Annotated in this window: 21 protein-coding genes and 1 tRNA gene; 8 read left to right on the top strand and 14 right to left on the bottom strand. The window is 49.3% G+C overall.

Features of this window, described 5'->3' with window-relative positions; genetic code table 11:
- Positions 1–863 precede the first annotated feature (863 nt).
- From IQ219_RS05245 to bchI, 5 genes are all read right to left on the bottom strand, one after another.
- Positions 864–1268 carry a hypothetical protein gene (locus IQ219_RS05245; RefSeq protein ID WP_228016724.1) on the bottom strand — a complete coding sequence of 135 codons (405 nt, stop codon included), beginning with the start codon at positions 1266–1268 and terminating at the stop codon, positions 864–866.
- A 52-nt stretch (positions 1269–1320) separates the two neighbouring features.
- Positions 1321–1848 carry a GIY-YIG nuclease family protein gene (locus IQ219_RS05250; RefSeq protein ID WP_194020833.1) on the bottom strand — a complete coding sequence of 176 codons (528 nt, stop codon included), beginning with the start codon at positions 1846–1848 and terminating at the stop codon, positions 1321–1323.
- Between the two features lie 99 nt (positions 1849–1947).
- Complete coding sequence (locus tag IQ219_RS05255) at positions 1948–2343, bottom strand: single-stranded DNA-binding protein (protein ID WP_194071940.1); 396 nt, start codon at positions 2341–2343, stop codon at positions 1948–1950.
- A 154-nt stretch (positions 2344–2497) separates the two neighbouring features.
- Positions 2498–3715 carry a tyrosine--tRNA ligase gene (tyrS, locus tag IQ219_RS05260; protein WP_194020835.1) on the bottom strand — a complete coding sequence of 406 codons (1218 nt, stop codon included), beginning with the start codon at positions 3713–3715 and terminating at the stop codon, positions 2498–2500.
- Positions 3716–3867: 152 nt separating this feature from the next.
- Positions 3868–4941 (bottom strand): magnesium chelatase ATPase subunit I, encoded by a 1074-nt coding sequence (gene bchI / locus IQ219_RS05265; RefSeq protein WP_190599614.1) that lies wholly within the window; start codon positions 4939–4941, stop codon positions 3868–3870.
- Positions 4942–5172: 231 nt separating this feature from the next.
- On the opposite strand from bchI, the gene IQ219_RS05270 reads away from it, so the two are divergent.
- From IQ219_RS05270 to fghA, 3 genes are all read left to right on the top strand, one after another.
- Positions 5173–5245 (top strand) — tRNA-Arg (locus IQ219_RS05270).
- 28 nt (positions 5246–5273) lie between these two features.
- The gene (locus IQ219_RS05275) at positions 5274–6383 is read left to right on the top strand and encodes an S-(hydroxymethyl)glutathione dehydrogenase/class III alcohol dehydrogenase (RefSeq protein WP_194071941.1); all 1110 of its coding nucleotides are present in this window, start codon (positions 5274–5276) and stop codon (positions 6381–6383) included.
- Between the two features lie 8 nt (positions 6384–6391).
- Entirely contained in the window at positions 6392–7222 is an 831-nt protein-coding gene (fghA, locus tag IQ219_RS05280; protein ID WP_194020837.1) for an S-formylglutathione hydrolase, read from the top strand.
- Between the two features lie 81 nt (positions 7223–7303).
- Here fghA and IQ219_RS05285 read toward each other — a convergent pair whose 3' ends face one another.
- The 4 genes from IQ219_RS05285 to IQ219_RS05300 form a co-directional block, all read right to left on the bottom strand.
- Positions 7304–7642, bottom strand: coding sequence for a hypothetical protein (locus IQ219_RS05285; RefSeq protein WP_194071942.1), 339 nt, complete (start codon positions 7640–7642; stop codon positions 7304–7306).
- A 29-nt stretch (positions 7643–7671) separates the two neighbouring features.
- Positions 7672–8328 (bottom strand): PAP/fibrillin family protein, encoded by a 657-nt coding sequence (locus IQ219_RS05290; protein WP_228016725.1) that lies wholly within the window; start codon positions 8326–8328, stop codon positions 7672–7674.
- Positions 8321–8635 (bottom strand): cupin domain-containing protein, encoded by a 315-nt coding sequence (locus IQ219_RS05295; protein ID WP_194071943.1) that lies wholly within the window; start codon positions 8633–8635, stop codon positions 8321–8323. The genes IQ219_RS05290 and IQ219_RS05295 overlap by 8 nt, the downstream gene beginning before the upstream one ends.
- 126 nt (positions 8636–8761) lie before the next feature.
- Complete coding sequence (locus IQ219_RS05300) at positions 8762–10051, bottom strand: aspartate aminotransferase family protein (RefSeq protein WP_194071944.1); 1290 nt, start codon at positions 10049–10051, stop codon at positions 8762–8764.
- Positions 10052–10174: 123 nt separating this feature from the next.
- Between IQ219_RS05300 and IQ219_RS05305 the strand changes: the two genes are divergently transcribed.
- The 3 genes from IQ219_RS05305 to IQ219_RS05315 all read left to right on the top strand — a co-directional run bounded on the left by IQ219_RS05305 (position 10175) and on the right by IQ219_RS05315 (position 12795).
- On the top strand, positions 10175–11272 hold the full coding sequence (locus IQ219_RS05305; RefSeq protein ID WP_194071945.1) for a TrkA family potassium uptake protein: 1098 nt from the start codon (positions 10175–10177) through the stop codon (positions 11270–11272).
- 20 nt (positions 11273–11292) lie between these two features.
- Entirely contained in the window at positions 11293–12015 is a 723-nt protein-coding gene (locus tag IQ219_RS05310) for an OB-fold-containig protein (protein ID WP_194071946.1), read from the top strand.
- 105 nt (positions 12016–12120) lie between these two features.
- Positions 12121–12795 (top strand): Uma2 family endonuclease, encoded by a 675-nt coding sequence (locus IQ219_RS05315; RefSeq protein WP_194071947.1) that lies wholly within the window; start codon positions 12121–12123, stop codon positions 12793–12795.
- Between the two features lie 35 nt (positions 12796–12830).
- Here the strand turns inward: IQ219_RS05315 and IQ219_RS05320 are convergent, their stop codons facing one another.
- The 4 genes from IQ219_RS05320 to IQ219_RS05335 form a co-directional block, all read right to left on the bottom strand.
- Positions 12831–13121: a DUF2470 domain-containing protein gene (locus IQ219_RS05320; RefSeq protein WP_194071948.1), complete on the bottom strand. Its 291-nt coding sequence runs from the start codon at positions 13119–13121 to the stop codon at positions 12831–12833.
- A 28-nt stretch (positions 13122–13149) separates the two neighbouring features.
- Positions 13150–13419: a type II toxin-antitoxin system HicB family antitoxin gene (locus IQ219_RS05325; RefSeq protein ID WP_194071949.1), complete on the bottom strand. Its 270-nt coding sequence runs from the start codon at positions 13417–13419 to the stop codon at positions 13150–13152.
- A complete protein-coding gene (locus IQ219_RS05330; protein ID WP_194071950.1) occupies positions 13416–13607 on the bottom strand; it encodes a type II toxin-antitoxin system HicA family toxin in 192 nt (63 codons plus the stop codon). The genes IQ219_RS05325 and IQ219_RS05330 overlap by 4 nt, the downstream gene beginning before the upstream one ends.
- A gap of 88 nt (positions 13608–13695) precedes the next feature.
- On the bottom strand, positions 13696–14847 hold the full coding sequence (locus IQ219_RS05335; protein ID WP_190599075.1) for an NAD-dependent epimerase/dehydratase family protein: 1152 nt from the start codon (positions 14845–14847) through the stop codon (positions 13696–13698).
- Positions 14848–14971: 124 nt separating this feature from the next.
- Here IQ219_RS05335 and miaB point away from each other — a divergent pair, with 124 nt between their 5' ends.
- Positions 14972–16327 (top strand): tRNA (N6-isopentenyl adenosine(37)-C2)-methylthiotransferase MiaB, encoded by a 1356-nt coding sequence (miaB, locus tag IQ219_RS05340; protein WP_194071951.1) that lies wholly within the window; start codon positions 14972–14974, stop codon positions 16325–16327.
- Positions 16328–16399: 72 nt separating this feature from the next.
- Positions 16400–17371: a hypothetical protein gene (locus tag IQ219_RS05345; protein WP_194071952.1), complete on the top strand. Its 972-nt coding sequence runs from the start codon at positions 16400–16402 to the stop codon at positions 17369–17371.
- Here IQ219_RS05345 and IQ219_RS05350 read toward each other — a convergent pair.
- Positions 17352–18669: sugar transferase (locus IQ219_RS05350; protein WP_194071953.1), on the bottom strand; the 1318-nt coding region annotated here is incomplete at its 5' end. The genes IQ219_RS05345 and IQ219_RS05350 overlap by 20 nt on opposite strands.

The raw sequence follows: 18669 nt of genomic DNA on the forward strand, positions 1-18669 counted from the left end.
TGTCTCGTCTTCAGCTTCTTTCTTCCATTTTTCACTACCCGTTCACTTTCACAATAGATACAGTTCATTTTTTTCAACCTTATACTGCGTAACAATTCTAGCTCTCACTCCCTAAGCAGACAATGCCAAGGCATGGATGGAATATGGATTTAGGCAATGCAAAAGTAAATTAGGATGGGCAGATTTTAGGGTAACTCATCATGAGCAAATCCAAAAATGGTGGGAATTAGTGATGTGTGCATATTGCATGATTTGCCTTTATGATGAGGATTTTAATCCGACAGTGAATGCCATATCAAAATCTCATCAAAATCATGAGCAATGGAAGGCAAAAAAAGGTTGGAAGACCTGGTTGAATAATCTTAGATTTGTGATGTTCGTACTTAACGTAATAAGTCTTATCAAAAAATAGCTCAAAGTGTTTCCAATTGCCCACCTTTTAGCAGAATTAGCTAAGCTCTTTAACAAGGTTAATGACCTTGATAGATTAAAATATTTAGTAAATTTATGGAATAAATTTCACTACTCATTTGCCTAGACTGACGGAAGTGGGATAGCTTGACCTATTTAGAACCTACATTCCGCACGTAGTACACCTTCGTCTGAAATCGAGTACGACGGCAAGCCTATTTCGGGGTTTGCCTCTTGACTCCCAGTCAATCAATACTAGAAAACTACGCTATCTGTAGTGTTTTCCCGAAAATTTAGTAACTATTGGTAGAGCCTGCGGAATGTAGGTTAGAACATTATTGTCGGCAAAATTTCCGACTCTAGACGGGCCGCCACCGCAAAGGCGATCGCTGTTGATCAACCGAAAGTTAAAACAAATCTCCATAATTCTGCCAATACTGCTAAGGCAATTCTTAAGCTTCGTCGGTTGGATTCGGAGGGGTCAAGCTGAAACTGGATTTCGGCAATACGGCATCGAGTTTCGATTCTAGTTCGGCGAGTTGTATATCTTCTGCTCTAGCTCTGCGTTGCCTTTCCTCAGCTCTTTCATCCCCTGCTCGTGCAAGATCTTCCGCTCTTCGTTGCTCTTCTTGAGCCAAGCGATTTGCTTCTCGATTTCGAGGGTTCCACTCAACGCCGAAATTAGCCAGTGTAGCCAAGAGGGCCGCCACGGTGAGTCCATTGCTCCACCCCCGGGGGTTGGCAACAAGTCCGAGGAATTCAAAGTCGGTTTGGTCATAGAACCTCAAAAACGCAATGGCGATCAACAGCAGGGTCAAAACCGTCGAGGGCAATAACCCCAGAAAATTTAGCCACATCGACACAATTCTTGGATTCCCTTCATTTTAATGGACGGTTATAGCTTGAATCCTATGTGACGTCCAACAGCCCTTGTTCTTTGAGTTTAGGATTGAAGCGAATTGGTTGCCCCACGCCCCTGGCTTCCAGTTTGGCCAATACTTCAGTCTCTAGCCTACGGGCAATTTTTTTCAGGAGCTTGGGAGTATCCCCTGGTTCACTGACCGCAACGGCAGCGGCCTCTTCCGGAGTCCAATAATCCCGGACGTTGATGGATTCAGCCCAAATTTTCTGGCTATCACCATTTCCAGGGGGATTTTGTCCAGTTAGCCAATGGTTTTGAATTTGAACTAATAGTTGGCGATCGGGGTGGTCGATGGTGTGTACCTTGAGCCCATGGCAATGCTCCGGTTGGCGCACTAAATGCTGCAGTAGGCTAATGGCTAGATTACGGGAATAGCCCACGTACTGCAGGGTCTGATGCTGGTCAAAAATGGCGTAAACCCCAATACGTTTTTCGTAGCTCGGATCAATTTCCCCCGCCTCAGTTAGAAACGGTAAGGGATTGAGATCAGCTAAATCGGGAAGGGAATCCGCCATTGTGAAAATTTTAGGGTTAACAAAAAAATCTGACTGAGCATAGCTAACGTGAACTACCCTTCTCTGCAAGGGAGGAAGGGGAATTCTACGGCATTTTTGTTAAAAGGGAATATCGTCAGTACCGCCGTTGGCATCGACAGGCTCAAACTCATCTAAGGGGGGGGATAATGGCCCAGGCGCGGTGGCGTTGCCGCTATCCAGCAAACTAATGCGGGAGGCAGTCAGCTCAGCCCGTTTTTCCTTAAAGCCTTCCTGCCGCTCCACCATGTTCATGCCCAAGCGCCCTTCGATAATTAGGCGATCGCCTGGGTGGTAGGTTTCTTTAATGGTGTTGGCCAAATTGCCCCAACCAACCACTTTCAAACTTTCCTTGGGGGAATCATCCCTTATACCGGGGAACTCCACTAGGAATTCACAGACGGGGGTTTGATTTTCTTTGGTAAAGCGCAATTCCGGCTCCCGAATGACGGTGGCCATTAAAACAAAATTGTTCATGGGGGCGATGACCTAAATTCTAAGGTTGGGCAGCAATTGGTTGAATCTTGATGAATCGGGCAGGAATGGTCAGGATTGACCGGTCTAATCAGCTCGGCTCAATTCTACCTCGATCGCCGACGGAGAGAGTAGTCACAATCTACTATTTTAACTACTAATTCACCGTGAAGCGAATAAATTTTTTCTTGCCTACCTGGAGTACTTTGCCGTCTAAATCCTGCGGTTGTTGGTATTCCTGGTTAACATCTGACTGGCGATCGCCATCTAAACGCACGGCTCCTCCCTTAATTTGACGCCGACCCTCACTACTACTGGGGCATAGGCCGGTGGCACTAAGGAGATAGGCCAATTTAACCGGAAAGGTAACTTCCCCTAGGCAAAATTCCGGCACACTGTCCGTATTGCCCGCTTTCCCCTGGGTAACAATGGCCTCCGCTGTTTCCTGGGCGGCGATCGCCCCTTCCATTCCATGAAACTGACTGGTAACTTCTTTGGCTAAAAGTTTTTGGCACTCCCTCGGATTATCTGGTAGTTGACCCAGATCTAACTTAGTCAGCAACTCAAAGTATTCCCCCAAAAGGCGATCGGGGGTTTTTTCTAGCTTGGAATACATGGACAAGGCATCTTCCTGTAAGCCCACATAATTGTTCAGGGACTTAGACATTTTTTGTTGTCCGTCTGTCCCCAACAAAATTGGCAATAGCAAACCGAACTGGGGCTTCAAGCCAAAATGTCTTTGTAAGTCCCGACCGACTGCAATATTAAACTTTTGATCTGTGCCACCCAATTCCACATCAGCTTGCACTGCTACGGAGTCATAGCCCTGCATTAAAGGGTAAAGAAATTCATGTAAAAAGATGGGATTTTCCTTTTGGAAACGTTCCGCAAACCCCTCCTTGGCCAACATTTGCCCCACCGTCATCTTGGCCAGCAACTCTAAGATTTGGGATAAATCCAATTGGGACAACCACTCCGAGTTGTAGCGGATTTCCAACCTTCCAGGGGTATCAAAATCTAAAATGGGGCGCAACTGAGCCAGGTAACTTTCCGCATTACGCTTCACCTGATCCGCCGTTAACTGTTTCCGCACCTCCGATTTTCCAGTCGGATCACCAATTTGGGCCGTGAAATCGCCAATAATTACCACCGCTGTGTGGCCCGCATCCTGAAAAGCCCGCAATTTGCGAAAGGGAATGCTATGGCCGAGGTGAATGTCCGTGCCCGTGGGATCAATGCCCAGCTTGATCCGCAAAGGGCGATCGCCCTGGATTAAAACCCCCAAATTTTCCAAGGAGTTGTGGGAATCAGCATTGTGGGGAAAAATTTCCGCCGTCCCCCGCCAGAGCCAATCGGGTTCAGAATGTACAGCCATGGATTAACTAGATAGATGTAATTAAACTAAGCATAGGTTTTACCCCCTATCCCCCAGCCCCCTTGATGAGGGGAAATTCCTAGGAAGGGACGGTTTCACCAATGTTTACCCTCACTTACCCAGCAAAAACTAAAGGGGGAATGGCAAAAAACCTAAACTTCATCGACAATGCCAAAAACCCGTTTAAATACCTTTTCCACCTTACTGCCAGAATCAATGGACTCTAGGGGATCTTTCCGTAAACGATGGCGCAAACAAAGTACAATCACCCGGCTGATGTCATCTACGGTTACTTCAGTGCGCCCCTCAAAAGCGGCGATCGCCTTGGCGGCCCGGTTGGTAACAATGTCCCCCCGTAATCCATCCACATCTAGCTCGGCGCAAACTTCAGACACCTTCACCCGGTAGTCATAATCAATGGTCACCTGGGGAAGCCGAGTTTGGGCGTTAACAATTTTTGCCTGCAACGCTTCCTGTTCCGTTTGATAATGGTCACAGAAGGGCTGGGGATTTTGGTCAAATTCCGTCCGTTGCTCCACAATTTTTACCCGCAGGGCCGGTTCCCTCACAGTGCGAATTTCAGCGTGCATACCAAATCGGTCTAATAATTGAGGTCGCAATTCCCCTTCCTCAGGGTTACCGGAACCAACCAAGACAAATCGGGCCGGATGGCGAATGGAAATACCTTCCCGCTCCACCGTATTCCAGCCCCCAGCGGCGGAGTCCAACAACACATCCACTAGGTGATCGTCCAAGAGGTTGACTTCATCCACATACAAAATGCCCCGGTTGGCCTTAGCCAATAGACCCGGTTCAAAGGCCTTAACCCCTTCTGAAAGAGCTTTTTCAATGTCGATGGTGCCACACACCCGGTCCTCCGTTGCGCCTAGGGGTAAGTCCACCATGGTGACTTTCTTTTTAACAATGGCCAGGGGCTCTTGGCTATCCACCCGGATGCGTACTTCCTCACTCATCATTTCCGGATCATGGGGGGAAGAGTTAAAAGGATCATTGGCCACCACTTCAATTTCCGGTAACAAATCCGCCAAGGCCCTAATGGTGGTGGATTTCCCAGTGCCCCGATCGCCCATGATCATTACACCGCCAATTTTGGGATCAATGACATTGAGCAACAGAGCCAACTTCATTTCATCTTGACCAACGATCGCCGTAAAAGGAAAAACAACACGGCGGGTTTTGCTGGGAGCGGCAAGGGTGGCAGTCATGGGCAAAGGGACAAAAATAAAAAATAATTAAAACTTTTAGATTCCGTGGGACCAGAAATCAAACTTGGCCAGGGTAATTGAACTCCGCCAAGATCAACCAAGTTTTGGCATTCCATCGGGGGCGGCTAAAATCCGGCCGTTAACCATTTTGACACAAGGTTGGGAACCTGCCTGCAACGGTGAAACCTTAGCCTCAAAAAATATGGGAGAATAGTTTTCAGTAGCAAGCCTGGGTGCGTAGCTCAGTGGATAGAGCATCCGCCTTCTAAGCGGACGGTCGCAGGTTCGAATCCTGCCGCACCCGTTATTCCCTTCAACGTTAAGGATCTGCTATGAAATCCCGCGCCGCCGTTGCCTTTGAAGTGGGCCAACCCTTGCAAATCGTAGAAATAGATGTGGCCCCACCTAAGCAAGGGGAAGTCCTGGTTAAGATCACCCATACCGGAGTCTGCCACACGGACGCATTTACCCTCAGCGGCGATGATCCAGAAGGACTTTTCCCTGTGGTGCTGGGCCATGAGGGGGCAGGAATTGTGGTTGAAGTAGGGGCAGGGGTAACCAGTGTTCAACCGGGAGACCACGTTATTCCCCTCTACACGGCCGAATGTGGGGAGTGTTTATTTTGTCGTTCTGGCAAAACCAATCTGTGCGTTTCAGTGCGGGCCACCCAGGGGAAAGGGGTCATGCCGGACGGTACAAGTCGCTTTTCCTACAACGGCCAACCCCTCTACCATTACATGGGTTGTAGTACGTTTAGTGAATATACCGTCGTTGCCGAAGTTTCCCTGGCCAAAATTAATTCTGAGGCTAACCACGAACACGTTTGCCTCCTGGGGTGTGGCGTCACCACGGGCATTGGTGCTGTACACAATACTGCCAAAGTGCAACCGGGGGACTCAGTGGCGGTATTCGGCCTGGGGGGCATCGGCCTTGCGGTGGTGCAGGGGGCCAGACAGGCTAAAGCTGGCCGCATCATTGCCATCGACACCAACCCAGCCAAATTTGAGCTTGCCAAACAGATGGGGGCCACCGACTGTATTAATCCAAAGGACCATGACCAACCCGTTCAGCAAGTCATTGTCGAGATGACCGGCTGGGGAGTGGACCACTCCTTTGAATGCATTGGCAATGTGGAGGTAATGCGTTCTGCCCTGGAATGTGCCCACCGGGGTTGGGGGCAATCGGTGATCATTGGCGTGGCGGGGGCTGGCCAAGAAATTTCCACCAGACCATTCCAGCTTGTCACCGGTCGCAGATGGATGGGCACAGCTTTTGGTGGTGTTAAAGGCCGTTCCCAACTGCCGGGGATGGTGGAACAATCCATGCGGGGGGAGATTGAACTGGCCCCCTTTGTCACCCACACCATGACCCTCAGCGAGATTAATCAAGCCTTTGACCTCATGCACGAAGGCAAATCAATTCGCAGTGTTATTCATTATTAATTCAACCCATGGAACGATTAGAACACCACGCTAGCTTCGGGGGTTGGCAGAGCGTTTACCGCCATCACAGTGCTGTGCTCAATTGCGCCATGAACGTTGGTATTTATCTGCCGCCCCAGGCCAGCAACCAACGTTGCCCAGTTTTGTACTGGCTGTCTGGCCTCACCTGCACGGAACAAAATGCCATCACCAAAGCGGGTTTACAGCAACACGCCGCAAAGTATGGACTAATTGTTGTGGCACCGGACACCAGTCCCCGGGGTGAGGGCATAGTTGACTCTGAAGATTATGACTTGGGTATGGGGGCCAGCTTCTATCTCAATGCCACCCAACCGCCCTGGGCCGCCCATTACCGTATGTATGATTATGTGGTGCAAGAACTGCCTACATGGGTTGAGAATAATTTTCCCGCCACCAATGCCCGGAGTATTTTTGGCCATTCCATGGGGGGTCATGGTGCCCTGGTCATTGCCCTGCGTAATCCTGGTCGTTATCGCAGTGTTTCAGCCTTTGCCCCGGTTGTTGCCCCCAGCAAAGTACCTTGGGGACAAAAAGCTTTCCAAGCTTATTTAGGGGATGACCAGTTGAGCTGGCAACCGTGGGATACCTGTGCTTTGATTCAATCCGCCCCGGAGCGGCTACCCCTTTTGGTGGACTATGGGGACGCCGATCAGTTCCTCACCACCCAACTGCGGCCAGAGTTACTCCAAGCGGCTTGCGAAGCAGCTAACCATCCCCTCACCCTCCGGTTGCAACCGGGCTACGACCACAGCTATTACTTCATTTCCAGTTTGATGGGTGAGCATATTGATTGGCATGGAGCGGCGTTGCTAGACTAATCTGTGCCTAATCCTATTAAAGGGAATAAAAAACTTTCTTTTGTTATTGCTATGCCCGAAAAACATTTAAAGCAATGGGCGCTACGGCAGCCCAGGAAAACTATCCACGTACTGAATTTTAACGTCGGGAAATGATTCAACAATTTTAATTTTGGTATCGGGAAAGGAGGTCACAATTTGCCATAGCCCACATTGATTGGGGAAACTCTCTACTAGTTGTACCTTAAGATTGGGAAAGGCATTGACCACCTGCACTGTGAGATCGGGAAAAGAATCAACTAATTGAATTTTGCCGTAGAGGGGGTAACCATTAAAGCTACAATCGGCGGCGTTGATGCTTTCTTCTGCCCGCATACCAGGATTAATGAAGACGGAAAATAAACAGTTAAAAACTAATATCATTGCCAACTTAGTTTTCATTGGTACCTGCTCCCAATCATAAGTCAATGCTATGGAGTAACCTGGTCCACTTTTGACAAAACAAATAGGCTACCTTCGCCACCCCTGCCGATTCTCAAATCCTCATCAAGATAGGTGATTTCTAAGAAGGGAATTCTTCCCTCCGGCGATCGGGCTGGCACAACTTTGGCTGGATCTAACTTGGGGGTAGGCACACCCATTAGTTTTTGCACAGAAATTATCCTTTCGAGAAATTCCACATTGATGCGTTTATCGGGCAACACTGCCCCAGTCGGTTTGGCAATCTCAAACTTTGCTGTCACTTTGACATAACCCTTAGCCAGGCCGAGGGGATGGTAAACAAAAGCTTGATTTAGAAACGATTGATTGGGGACGTTAATGATTTGATAAATACGGCCAACTTTTAGTCCTAGGGGCAGCTTATCTAGGGATCTAATTTCCCTAGCAGTGGAATAGTTTAGTAACCAATTGCCATCTAGTAATTGGGGTGAGTATAACAACGGTGACAAGTTAGGATTGAGGGCTTCGATCGCCGTTACTAGGGCTTCGATTTGGTTGGAAGTATTTGCCGGTAAAGTACGGTTGGTGAGGGGGGCACCCCGCTTGGCTTTTTGTAGAGGCTGGATCAGTGTGAATAGTTTTTGCTTTAAGGCTTGACGGTCTGGGGCCATGAGTAATTTAATCAAAATGTAAGGCTAGCCAAATGCAGGGTGGTTCATTGCTGGTAAATGTTACCCGATGTTTTTGCCGGGCGGGAATAAGCAAATAATCCCCTTTATTAAGGTTAATCACTGCACCGGTATCGTAGGTTATTTCCGCTTTTCCCTGCAACAATACTACCCATTCTGTGCGGTCTTGGTCATACCATTTCCCCTCTGGAGTAATCTGCCCAGTGGAAATAATTCGTTCCAAAGTAATATTTTGATTTTGCAGTAGCAGGTCAAATTGTTCTTGATCCGGTAAGGGATCGGGCAATTGCCACAGGTTTTTCATGGTATAGCAAGGAGCAAAAGTGCCAGTAAGCCCACTAGACTAATGGCTCGATTTTCCAATAATAAACCGCCCCAGACTTAGATAAAAAAACTAGAGCGGTGTGATATTTATTTGACCGTTAACTGATTAAACTAAGGTGGCGATCGCCTTGTGGAGAATTGCCACGGCCTGGGCAATTTCTGCTTCTGTTACCACCAGGGGGGGCACAAACCGCAACACCTTAGGACCAGCGGGGGCTAGGAGTAAACCCTGTTCCATGGCGGCTTTGACAATTTCAATGGAGGTAAGGGAACTTTCGGCGCTAATTTCTAAGCCGTTGATCAAGCCCCAACCCCGGACTTCGGTAAAAAGTGTGGGATATTGATTTTTAATTTCCGCCAAACCACTCCGTAGCTGTTCCCCCCGGGCTTGGACATTATCCAACAGGCGATCGCCCTCGATGGTTTGTAACACCGCTAGCCCAGCAGCACAGGCAAAGGGATTACCGCCAAAGGTGCTGGCATGGTTGCCCGGCTCAAACACGTCACAGAATTTTTTGCACATCATCGCCCCGATGGGAATGCCCCCGGCTAGGCCCTTGGCACTGGTGAAAATGTCTGGCTCTACTCCCAGATGTTCGTAACCCCACAGCTTGCCGGTGCGTCCTACTCCTACTTGCACTTCGTCAAAGACCAGCAAAATATCGTTTTGGTCACAAATGTCCCGCACCCGCTTGAAATAATCCAAATCCCCGGGGCGGACTCCCCCTTCCCCCTGCAACGGTTCCAGGAAAATGGCCGCCACCCGACTATTACCTTCGTCTAAATCCGCCACCTTATTTTCCAGGGCACAGATATCGTTATAGGGTACGTAATCAAAGCCCGGCATGAGGGGGTCAAAATACTGCTGGTATTTCGGTTGACCTGTGGCGGTGATGGTGGCCAAGGTGCGGCCGTGGAAACTGGCTTTGGCGGTGAGGATAACGGGCTGTTCGAGGAAATCTAGGACGGTGTGGGCATATTTTCGCACCAATTTAATCGCTGCTTCGTTGGCTTCTGCTCCGGAGTTACAGAAGAAAACCCGGTCCGCACAGGAGTGGTCCACAATCCATTTAGCCAGTTCCCCCTGCTCAGGAATGTAGTATAAGTTTGAGACGTGGTGGAGTTTTTGAATTTGCTCAGAAACTGCATTAATTAGGGCTGGATGGGCGTGGCCGAGGGTACAGGTGGCAATGCCAGCGACAAAATCGAGATAACTTTTGCCCTGGGTATCCCACAAAGTACTTCCCTGACCCTTGGCGATCGCAATGGGAAAACGCCCATAGGTGTTCATCACATAGGCATCAAAATCTTCAGTTTTAAACTCAGCGGCAGCGGATAGGTCGGTCACGGCAAAAGCTTGGGGTTCGACGGGTTCAACAACAGGGGAATAGGTCACGGGGGGCTCCTAACGCGTTAGACTGGCCAAATTTGGATATGGTCTGCAGGGGTAGGGTCACCCCTCTGAAATAATTGTCTCCTGATCTTAAATCGACTGACCTGTTTTAAGTGAGGTTTTAGGATGGGATTGGGATCACCAAGTCAGGAAAACCTGTTAAATCTGATCGATCGCCAGGGGCGCAGGTTAAGACAGGAATTGATGGCCGGGGCCATTACCCTAGCGGGCTTATTTGTGATCGGCACGGCCTGGTACAGGTACGTAGAAGGCTGGACTTGGTTGGATGCCTTCTATATGACCACTATTACCCTCGCCACCGTCGGCTTTGGGGAAACCCATCCCCTCAGTCCGGCATCCCGTTTGTTTACCATTTTGCTGATTTTGATGGGCCTATTGACCATCGGCTACATGGTAAATCGTTTCACCGAAGCCTTTATCCAGGGATACTTTCAAGACAGTTTACGCCGGCGGCAGGAGCAAAAGGTGATTGAGCGATTGGCAGACCATTACATTCTGTGTGGCTATGGACGCACAGGGCAACAAATTGCCTTTGAGTTTGCGGTGGAAAATATTCCCTTTGTGGTGATTGATGCTTCCCCAGAAGTTATCATCCAAGCAAAGCTGAGGGACTATGCTGTCCTCCAGGGGGATGCCACCTTGGACGAAATTCTCCTGGCGGCCCATATTGAACGGGCCACTTGCATTGTTTCTGCCCTTTCCTCCGATGCGGAAAATCTTTACACCGTGCTTTCCGCCAAAACCCTCAATCCTGAAATTCGGGCGATCGCCAGGGCTAGTTCGGAAGAAGCGGTGCAAAAACTGAAACGGGCCGGGGCGGATGAGGTAGTTTCTCCCTACATTACCGGAGGTAAAAGGCTAGCAGCGGCGGCATTGCGGCCCCAGGTGGTAAGTTTTGTCGATGGCATCTTGACTGGGGCGGATCGGTCTTTTTATATGGAAGAATTTCGTATTGGGGCCCAAGACTGTCCCTACATTGGCCAAAGCTTGCGGGAAGCCCAACTCCGGGCCCAATCGGGGGCATTAATTCTGGCCATTCGCCGCCAAGACCATAAATTAATTGTGGGACCCATGGGGGACACCCATTTACTGGATGCCGACGCCCTCATTTGCCTGGGCACAGTGGAACAACTCCGTACCCTCAACCAACTCCTTTGTCCCCTCAATCCGGCGCCGGTGCGTCTGCCCAAAAACCATCGCTAATATCAAGGAATGCCACCATTATGCTTTTCCACTTAGCTAATTTGCCCTACTGGTTGCTGCTGGCGGTGGGAGTGCTCTGCCTGGGGTTAATGATTATCTCCGGTGATGGAGATGAAGACCTGGACGTAGAAATGTCCTTAGAAGCTGGCTCCGATGTGGACATCACCCATTTAGACGTGGAGCTTGATGAGGGGGGAGCGATGGAAGAAGGGGAAGCGGTGCCCATAGCTCTGCAAGTACTCTCCTTTTTTGGTTTGGGCAAAGTTCCATTAATGATTCTCCTCGGTATTGATTTTAGCCTCTGGGGAGTAATTGGTTGGATACTCAATGTGGCTGTCGCTACGGTAACGGGCACTATGCCTACTGAACTGCTGGGTTGGGCTGGGATAATTTTCCTGGTTTCCCTGGCCATCAGTCTTTGGCTTGGTCGCCTGGCATCCCGTCCGATCGCCAATTTATTTAAAACCTTTAGTCAAGATGTCAGTGCAGAGCGAGTCATTGGTTGCACCGGCACTGTCACCTCAAAAAAATTACCCTACCTAGCCAATGGCACCATCGGCCAAGCCCACGTTTACGACAATGCTGGCAACCTACTAACTTTGAGCGTCAGCCTACCGGATTGGGCCACCGTAATTCCCCACCATAACCAGGAAATTTTGATCATCGACCAGTCCCCCAAAGGTTACGGCTACCTGGCGATCGCCAAGGATAGTTCCGACGAAGATAAATGGTTAAAGTCTTGAAAGCCCAAACTTTGCCATCACCATTGCCATTCAGCCCACTCAGCCAAAATTCCACCATGGCAAGGCATTGTCTAGACTGGAGAAAAAATTGCGAGGATTAACCCCATGACCGTAGCCCTCGACCGAGAAATCATTTACCCCGACAGCGATGGACAGCCCATGGCCGACAACACAGAACAATTTGAGTGGATTGTCCTCCTCAAAGAAAATTTGGAATGTCTCTTCGCCCAAAACCCGGAGGTATTTGTGGGGGGAGACCTGCTGTGGTACCCGGTGGAAGGGCATCCAGAAATTCGTGTGGCACCGGACGTGATGGTGGCTTTGGGCAGACCCAAGGGCAAACGAGGTTCCTACCGTCAGTGGCAGGAAAATAACCAACCGCCCCAGGTGGTGTTTGAAATTTTATCCCCCGGCAATACCCTCAAGGAAATGACCAAAAAGTTAAAATTCTATGACCATCATGGCGTCGAAGAGTACTATATTTACGATCCGGATGACAATGAACTCACTGGGTTGCAACGAATTGACGGAGAGTTGACCATTATTGAGGAGATGGGCAATTGGGTTAGCCCTGTACTGGGCATAAAATTTGAGTTGGATGCCGAGACTTTGCGGGTTTATTACCCCGACGGGCGACCTTTTCTCTCCACAGTGGCATTAGCAACCCAGGCAGAGCAAGAGTTTCAACGAGCTGAGCGGGAAAAACTCCGGGCCGAGTTGGCGGAAGCAGAAAACGTTCGCCTCAAGGCACTATTAGCGGAGGCCGGCATTGACGTTTAATATTTGGCGAAGCAACACGAACCCAATGGAGCAAATTAGCTATTTTTCCCCGAACTCCGGGCCTGTTTAGCCATGGCAATCAATACTTGGTGGGCATCTTCCGAATCCTTCAGGGGTTGCTCAAATTCGATGCGGATGGTTTTGGCACCCCCATCACTTTCCACCACTAAATCCATGCCCGTGGGGTCAATGGCCTGCATCTGGGCAGTAGTCACGTCAGTCTGTTGGCCAAACACTTGGGCATAAAGGGCGATCGCCGAGGCGTGGTCTTCATTCATGTGCTTACAAATGCGGTCACTGATAGCCGGAGTAAGGGGATCAGCCATAGTTTTTAAGAATGAAACAATAAAAAATTTAAAAATTAACTAAGATTTTTTCCGGGGCAATGTGGGTTAGGAAAAATTCTTCCCCAGCGGAATCCTGCAAGGCTTCCAAATAGGATTCAATACCCCTTGGTTGAGGCAAGGAATCCATATCTGCTAGATGTAACCCCAGAGCCGATTTCATTTGTGCTGTAGTTTCTTCCAAGTTTTCCCCGGTGGCGATACAGCCGGGCACGTCGGGACAGTAAGCAGAAAAGCCTGTGTCACTTTTTTCTAAGACCACAAGATATCGATCAATCATTTCAATCCTGCCTGTTTGAGGATACTGGCTAAGGTTCCTTTGCGAACATCATCACTCAATTTTCCTGAGACAGTCACTTTACCAGTTTTAGTAGGATGTTTAAACTGTCGATGACTACCAACAGTGTTCACCAAAAACCAACCATTTGATTCTAGCAATTTGATGATGTCCCGTACTTTTGTTGCCATTTCTGAATGACCAGACAGGGAAAGTATTGGACAAGAAAATGCTAAAGAAAACCCCCACCAAACTAGTGAGGGCAGCCTTCATCCAGACCTAGCCACGCCAGGTAACTTTCGGCAGAATATGTTTTTGATCCACCCGGTCTTTGTACTTGGTGGCAAAATTCAACAGGGAATCAAGCAAAGAATCAGACAGGAAGTGGGGTTGCAGTCCCAGATCCAGCAGATTGGTGTTGACGGCGTTGAAGTAATGTTCTTCCAGTTCCACCCGGGGATTTTCCAAGTGGTCGATTTCCACTTTCAGACCGAGATCTGCACCAGCTTTTTGTACCATTTGGGCTAGATCACCGACACTGAATAGTTCCGTATATTGGTTAAATACCCGGAATTGACCTTTATCGGCCGGGTTGGCGATCGCCAGTTCAATGCAGCGCACCGTATCCCGAATGTCCAGTAAACCACGGGTTTGACCACCTTTGCCGTACACCGTCAGGGGATGGCCAATGGCCGCCTGGATACAAAAACGATTCAAAGCAGTACCAAATACACCGTCATAATCAAGACGGTTGATCAGCATTTCATCCATGCCGGTCTCATCGGTGAGCACCCCGTAAACGATGCCCTGGTTCAAATCCGTAGCCCGCAGACCCCAAATTTTGCAAGCAAAGTGGATGTTGTGACTATCGTGGACCTTACTGAGGTGATAGAAACTACCGGGTTGTTTGGGGTAGGGCAGGGTGTCTTTGCGCCCCTTGTGTTCGATGGTGATGTAGCCCTCTTCGATGTCAATATTGGGCGTACCGTATTCCCCCATGGTGCCTAGTTTCACCAAATGACAATCGGGGAAATCTTCCTTCAGTGCATAGAGCAGATTCAAGTTGCCCAACACGTTATTGGCCTGGGTCAACACTGCATGTTCCCGGTCAATCATGGAAAAAGGGGCCGACCGTTGTTCCCCAAAATGCACCACCGCATCGGGCTGGAACTGGCGGAGGGAATTGGTCAAAAAGGGATAGTCGTTAATGTCGCCAATGAACAGGTCGATCTTCTTGCCGGTCAACTCATACCAACGATCAAGGCGTTGCCGGATGGGGGCGATCGGGGTTAGGGTTTCTGCCCCTAGCTGGGCATCCCAATAGCGGCGGACTAGGCTGTCCAAAATACCGACTTCATAGCCTTTGTTAGAGAGATACAGTGCCGTGGCCCAACCACAGTAACCATCACCGCCAATAACCAGAGCTCTCATATTAAATCCGAGTAAATGTCTATCACTGATATCTGTCCAATTTATCAGGTTGGGGGACAGCCAGGGGTTAAGACGGGGAACTATAATCAGACATTGTGCTGTTCATTGCTTTGCCCTGTTTCCCATGAATGTTTCTCACCGTCGCTATCACATTATTACCTTTGGCTGTCAGATGAATAAGGCGGACTCGGAAAGGATGGCCGGCATTCTAGACAATTTGGGCATGACCTATACCGATGACCCCAACCAGGCGGATTTAGTCCTCTACAATACCTGTTCCATCCGAGACAACGCCGAGCAAAAAGTCTACTCCTACCTGGGAAGACAGGCCAAACGCAAACAAACGGAACCAGAATTAACCCTGGTGGTGGCGGGCTGTGTGGCCCAACAGGAAGGAGAACAGTTATTGCGGCGGGTGCCAGAGTTGGACTTAGTAATGGGCCCCCAACATGCTAATCGACTAGATCAGTTACTAGAACAGGTGTGGGCGGGTAGTCAGGTGGTGGCGACGGAAAGCTTGCACATTATGGAGGACATCACCAAACCCCGGCGGGAAAGTACCGTTAGTGCCTGGGTGAATATTATCTACGGTTGTAATGAACGCTGTAGTTATTGTGTGGTGCCCAATGTGCGAGGAGTAGAACAATCCCGTACCCCAGAGGCAATTTATGGGGAAATGGCAGTCCTAGCCCAACAGGGATTTAAGGAAGTCACCCTGCTGGGGCAAAACATTGATGCCTACGGCCGGGATTTACCGGGCACTACTCCCTCGGGCCGCCATCTCCATACCCTGACCGATTTGCTCTACCACGTCCATGACATTGAGGGGATCGATCGCCTGCGGTTTGCCACTAGCCATCCCCGTTATTTCACCGAACGGTTAATTCAAGCCTGCCAAGAATTGCCCAAGGTGTGTGAACATTTCCATATTCCCTTCCAGTCGGGGGATAACGACATTCTTAAGGCCATGAAACGGGGCTACACCAGGGAGAAATATCTACAAATTATTGAAAAAATTCGCCGCTATATGCCCGATGCGGCCATTAGTGCCGATGTGATTGTTGGTTTTCCTGGGGAAACGGAAGCCCAGTTTGAAAATACCCTTAATTTGATTGAAGAAGTGGGTTTTGACCTGCTTAACACCGCTGCCTATTCTCCCCGCCCCGGCACCCCCGCCGCTTTCTGGGATAATCAACTTTCTGAAGAAGTCAAAGGCGATCGCCTACAGAGGCTAAATCATTTGGTTTCTACCCAGGCCATGGAACGTTCCCAGCGTTATCTGGGGCGAGTGGAAGAAGTGTTGGTGGAAGGGGAAAACCTCAAGAGTCCAGGGCAAGTGATGGGACGCACCAGGGGCAACCGCTTAACTTTCTTCCAAGGAGAGATTGGCGAACTTTTGGGTAAAACGGTACCAGTAAAAATTACCGAAGCCCGGGCCTTTAGTCTCACTGGGGAAGCTTTAAGTTTAGTTACTGCCTAGGCAAAAAATTAATCTATGCCACAAAATTACTGCCACAATGGTAGATGATTTTAGGTTTTGGGGATTAACGCTATGGGTTTACGCAAAGGTTTCTTGATTGCTTTAACTGGGCTTGCCCTCGCTCTACCCGTGCAATTTTCAGCCCAGTCCCAAAATCTGGATCCCTACATTTTTGAGACTTTTGACTCCAGCAGTGACGAACCAAAGTTAAAGGGGCAAGTAGAACAGGATGATGTCAGTGCTAGCATTAGTTATCGCCAGGAAAAACAAGACGGCTATGAAAGTTGGTTTCCCACGGTCACTGTTAAGTTCAAAGGTAAAACCGTCGCCACCCTGGAAGGCACCGAGTCCTCCATGCCTGTTGCCTTGATCCAGGTCACCAAAATGGATCCCGATAACCCCTATCCCGCAGTAGTCTTTGCCACTTATACCGGCGGGGCTCATTGTTGTAACGAAGTCAAAATCATTACCAGTCAAGCCCAGGGACAGGATTGGTCCGTGGTGGATTTGGGTTTATTTAATGGTGGCCCCCACGAAGCCGCCGACTTAGATGGGGATGGTTGGTATGAGTACGCTGAAATAGACAACCGTTTTCTTTACCGTTTTTCCTCCTATGCCGGTAGTGCGGCCCCGGCCCAAATTTTTGCCCTACGCAACGGCGAGCTGGTGGACGTTACCTTTGAACCTCGTTTTCAGTTCATCCATCGAGAAAATGCCCAGTCCATGGAAAAAGAATTGCCGGAAATCATGGGGCAAGATTGGGAAAAGAACGGGTTTTTGGCGGCCTACGTGGCGAATAAAGCCCTAATCGGAGAACTGGATGATAGCTGGCAGACCATGCTCAAATATTACGACCGTGACTCTGATTGGGGATTAAGCGATTGCTTGGAATACGATGACCAAAGTAACTGCTTAAAAGAGGTTAAATACGATTCTTACCCCGATGCTCTGCGAGCTTTCTTAATCGAAACTGGTTACATCAAGGAAGACTTTAGGGCTGATAAAACTACTTTTAACACTCTTTCTAATAAGCCCCCTTCCTAAACAATAATATTCTGACTGTTTCCACCAGAATGTCCCAGTCAAGGTTTAACGACCAGTTGTCAATATAGTACAAGTCTAGGCGGGCCACGTCGTCAAAACTGCCAATATCCGATCGCCCAGAAATTTGCCATAGTCCTGTCACTCCAGGCATTACCTGATGACGAATATGGTGCCAGGCATCAAACCTTTCCACATCCCTGAGAGGCAGAGGTCTGGGGCCCACTAAACTCATTTGCCCCATTACCACATTGAATAATTGGGGAATTTCATCCAAGCTACTGCGGCGCAGAAAATGTCCGAGGGGAATAATGCGGGGATCCCGTTTGAGCTTGAACATGATGCCATCATCGTTTTCGTTGGCGGCTTCTAGATGTTGCTGGAGCAGGGGAGCATCGACCACCATGGTACGAAATTTCCACATTTGAAAAGTTTTGCCCTGGAGTCCCACCCGCTCCTGACGGAAAAAAGCCGGGCCCGGGGAAGATAGTTTGATGGCCATGGCGATCGCCAAAAATAGGGGAGAAAGCAAGGCAATGCCCAATAAAGCCCCACCGTAGTCCAAAGCTCTTTTGAGGCGGTAATCTAACCCCACCAGCAAGGGAATTTCCACCCGCACCGTTGGCAGACCAGCAAAAATTTCCGGCATGCCCCGGCGGTAGAGCATATCCCGGCTGGACGGTAATAGTCTGAGGGCAATGTTTTCCCCCCGTAAATGCCAGTACAAACTAGAGGCTAAATCAGCTTCAGGTAAGGCTTCGGCGAGAACTTCCTGGGCCCCGGATGCCAAAATTTGTTGCAAAGTATGATGGCTGTGGGCTGTGCTGGCCAGGGCGACCCCCACCACTCGGTATTGGGAACGTCTCTCCAGGGTGACGGTGAGGTGCTGAATACGGTAGGAGGTGGCGATGAGGAAAATGGGAATAGCTTGGCGACTTTCCAGGGGACTAAGGACTAGGCTAGTCACAAAACGGGCTAGGGTGACAAAAATAATGCTAGTACCCCAAGCCGAAAAAAATAGGGAACGGGGCAGGTCGATCGCTGGATCGTAAAAATATTTCGCCACCAGGGTGAGGAGAAAAACGTAGCTGATCAGTTTAATGACGCCGAGAAAGTTTTGGGTATGGGTTTGGGGGCGGTATAAACCAGCGTAGGTAAAAACAACCAGAATAATAGCGGCGTAACACCAAAATAAACTGGGCAGCCCCCACCAAGTCCACCAAACAAACTGGGGCGGAGGCGGGGAATAAAAATCATTGAGGCGATGGGCGGCAATCCAAGCTACCAGCAAGGCAATAAAG

It is taken from the genome of Synechocystis sp. LEGE 06083 (assembly GCF_015207725.1).
In the GTDB taxonomy this organism is placed as follows: Bacteria; Cyanobacteriota; Cyanobacteriia; order Cyanobacteriales; family Microcystaceae; genus Synechocystis; species Synechocystis salina.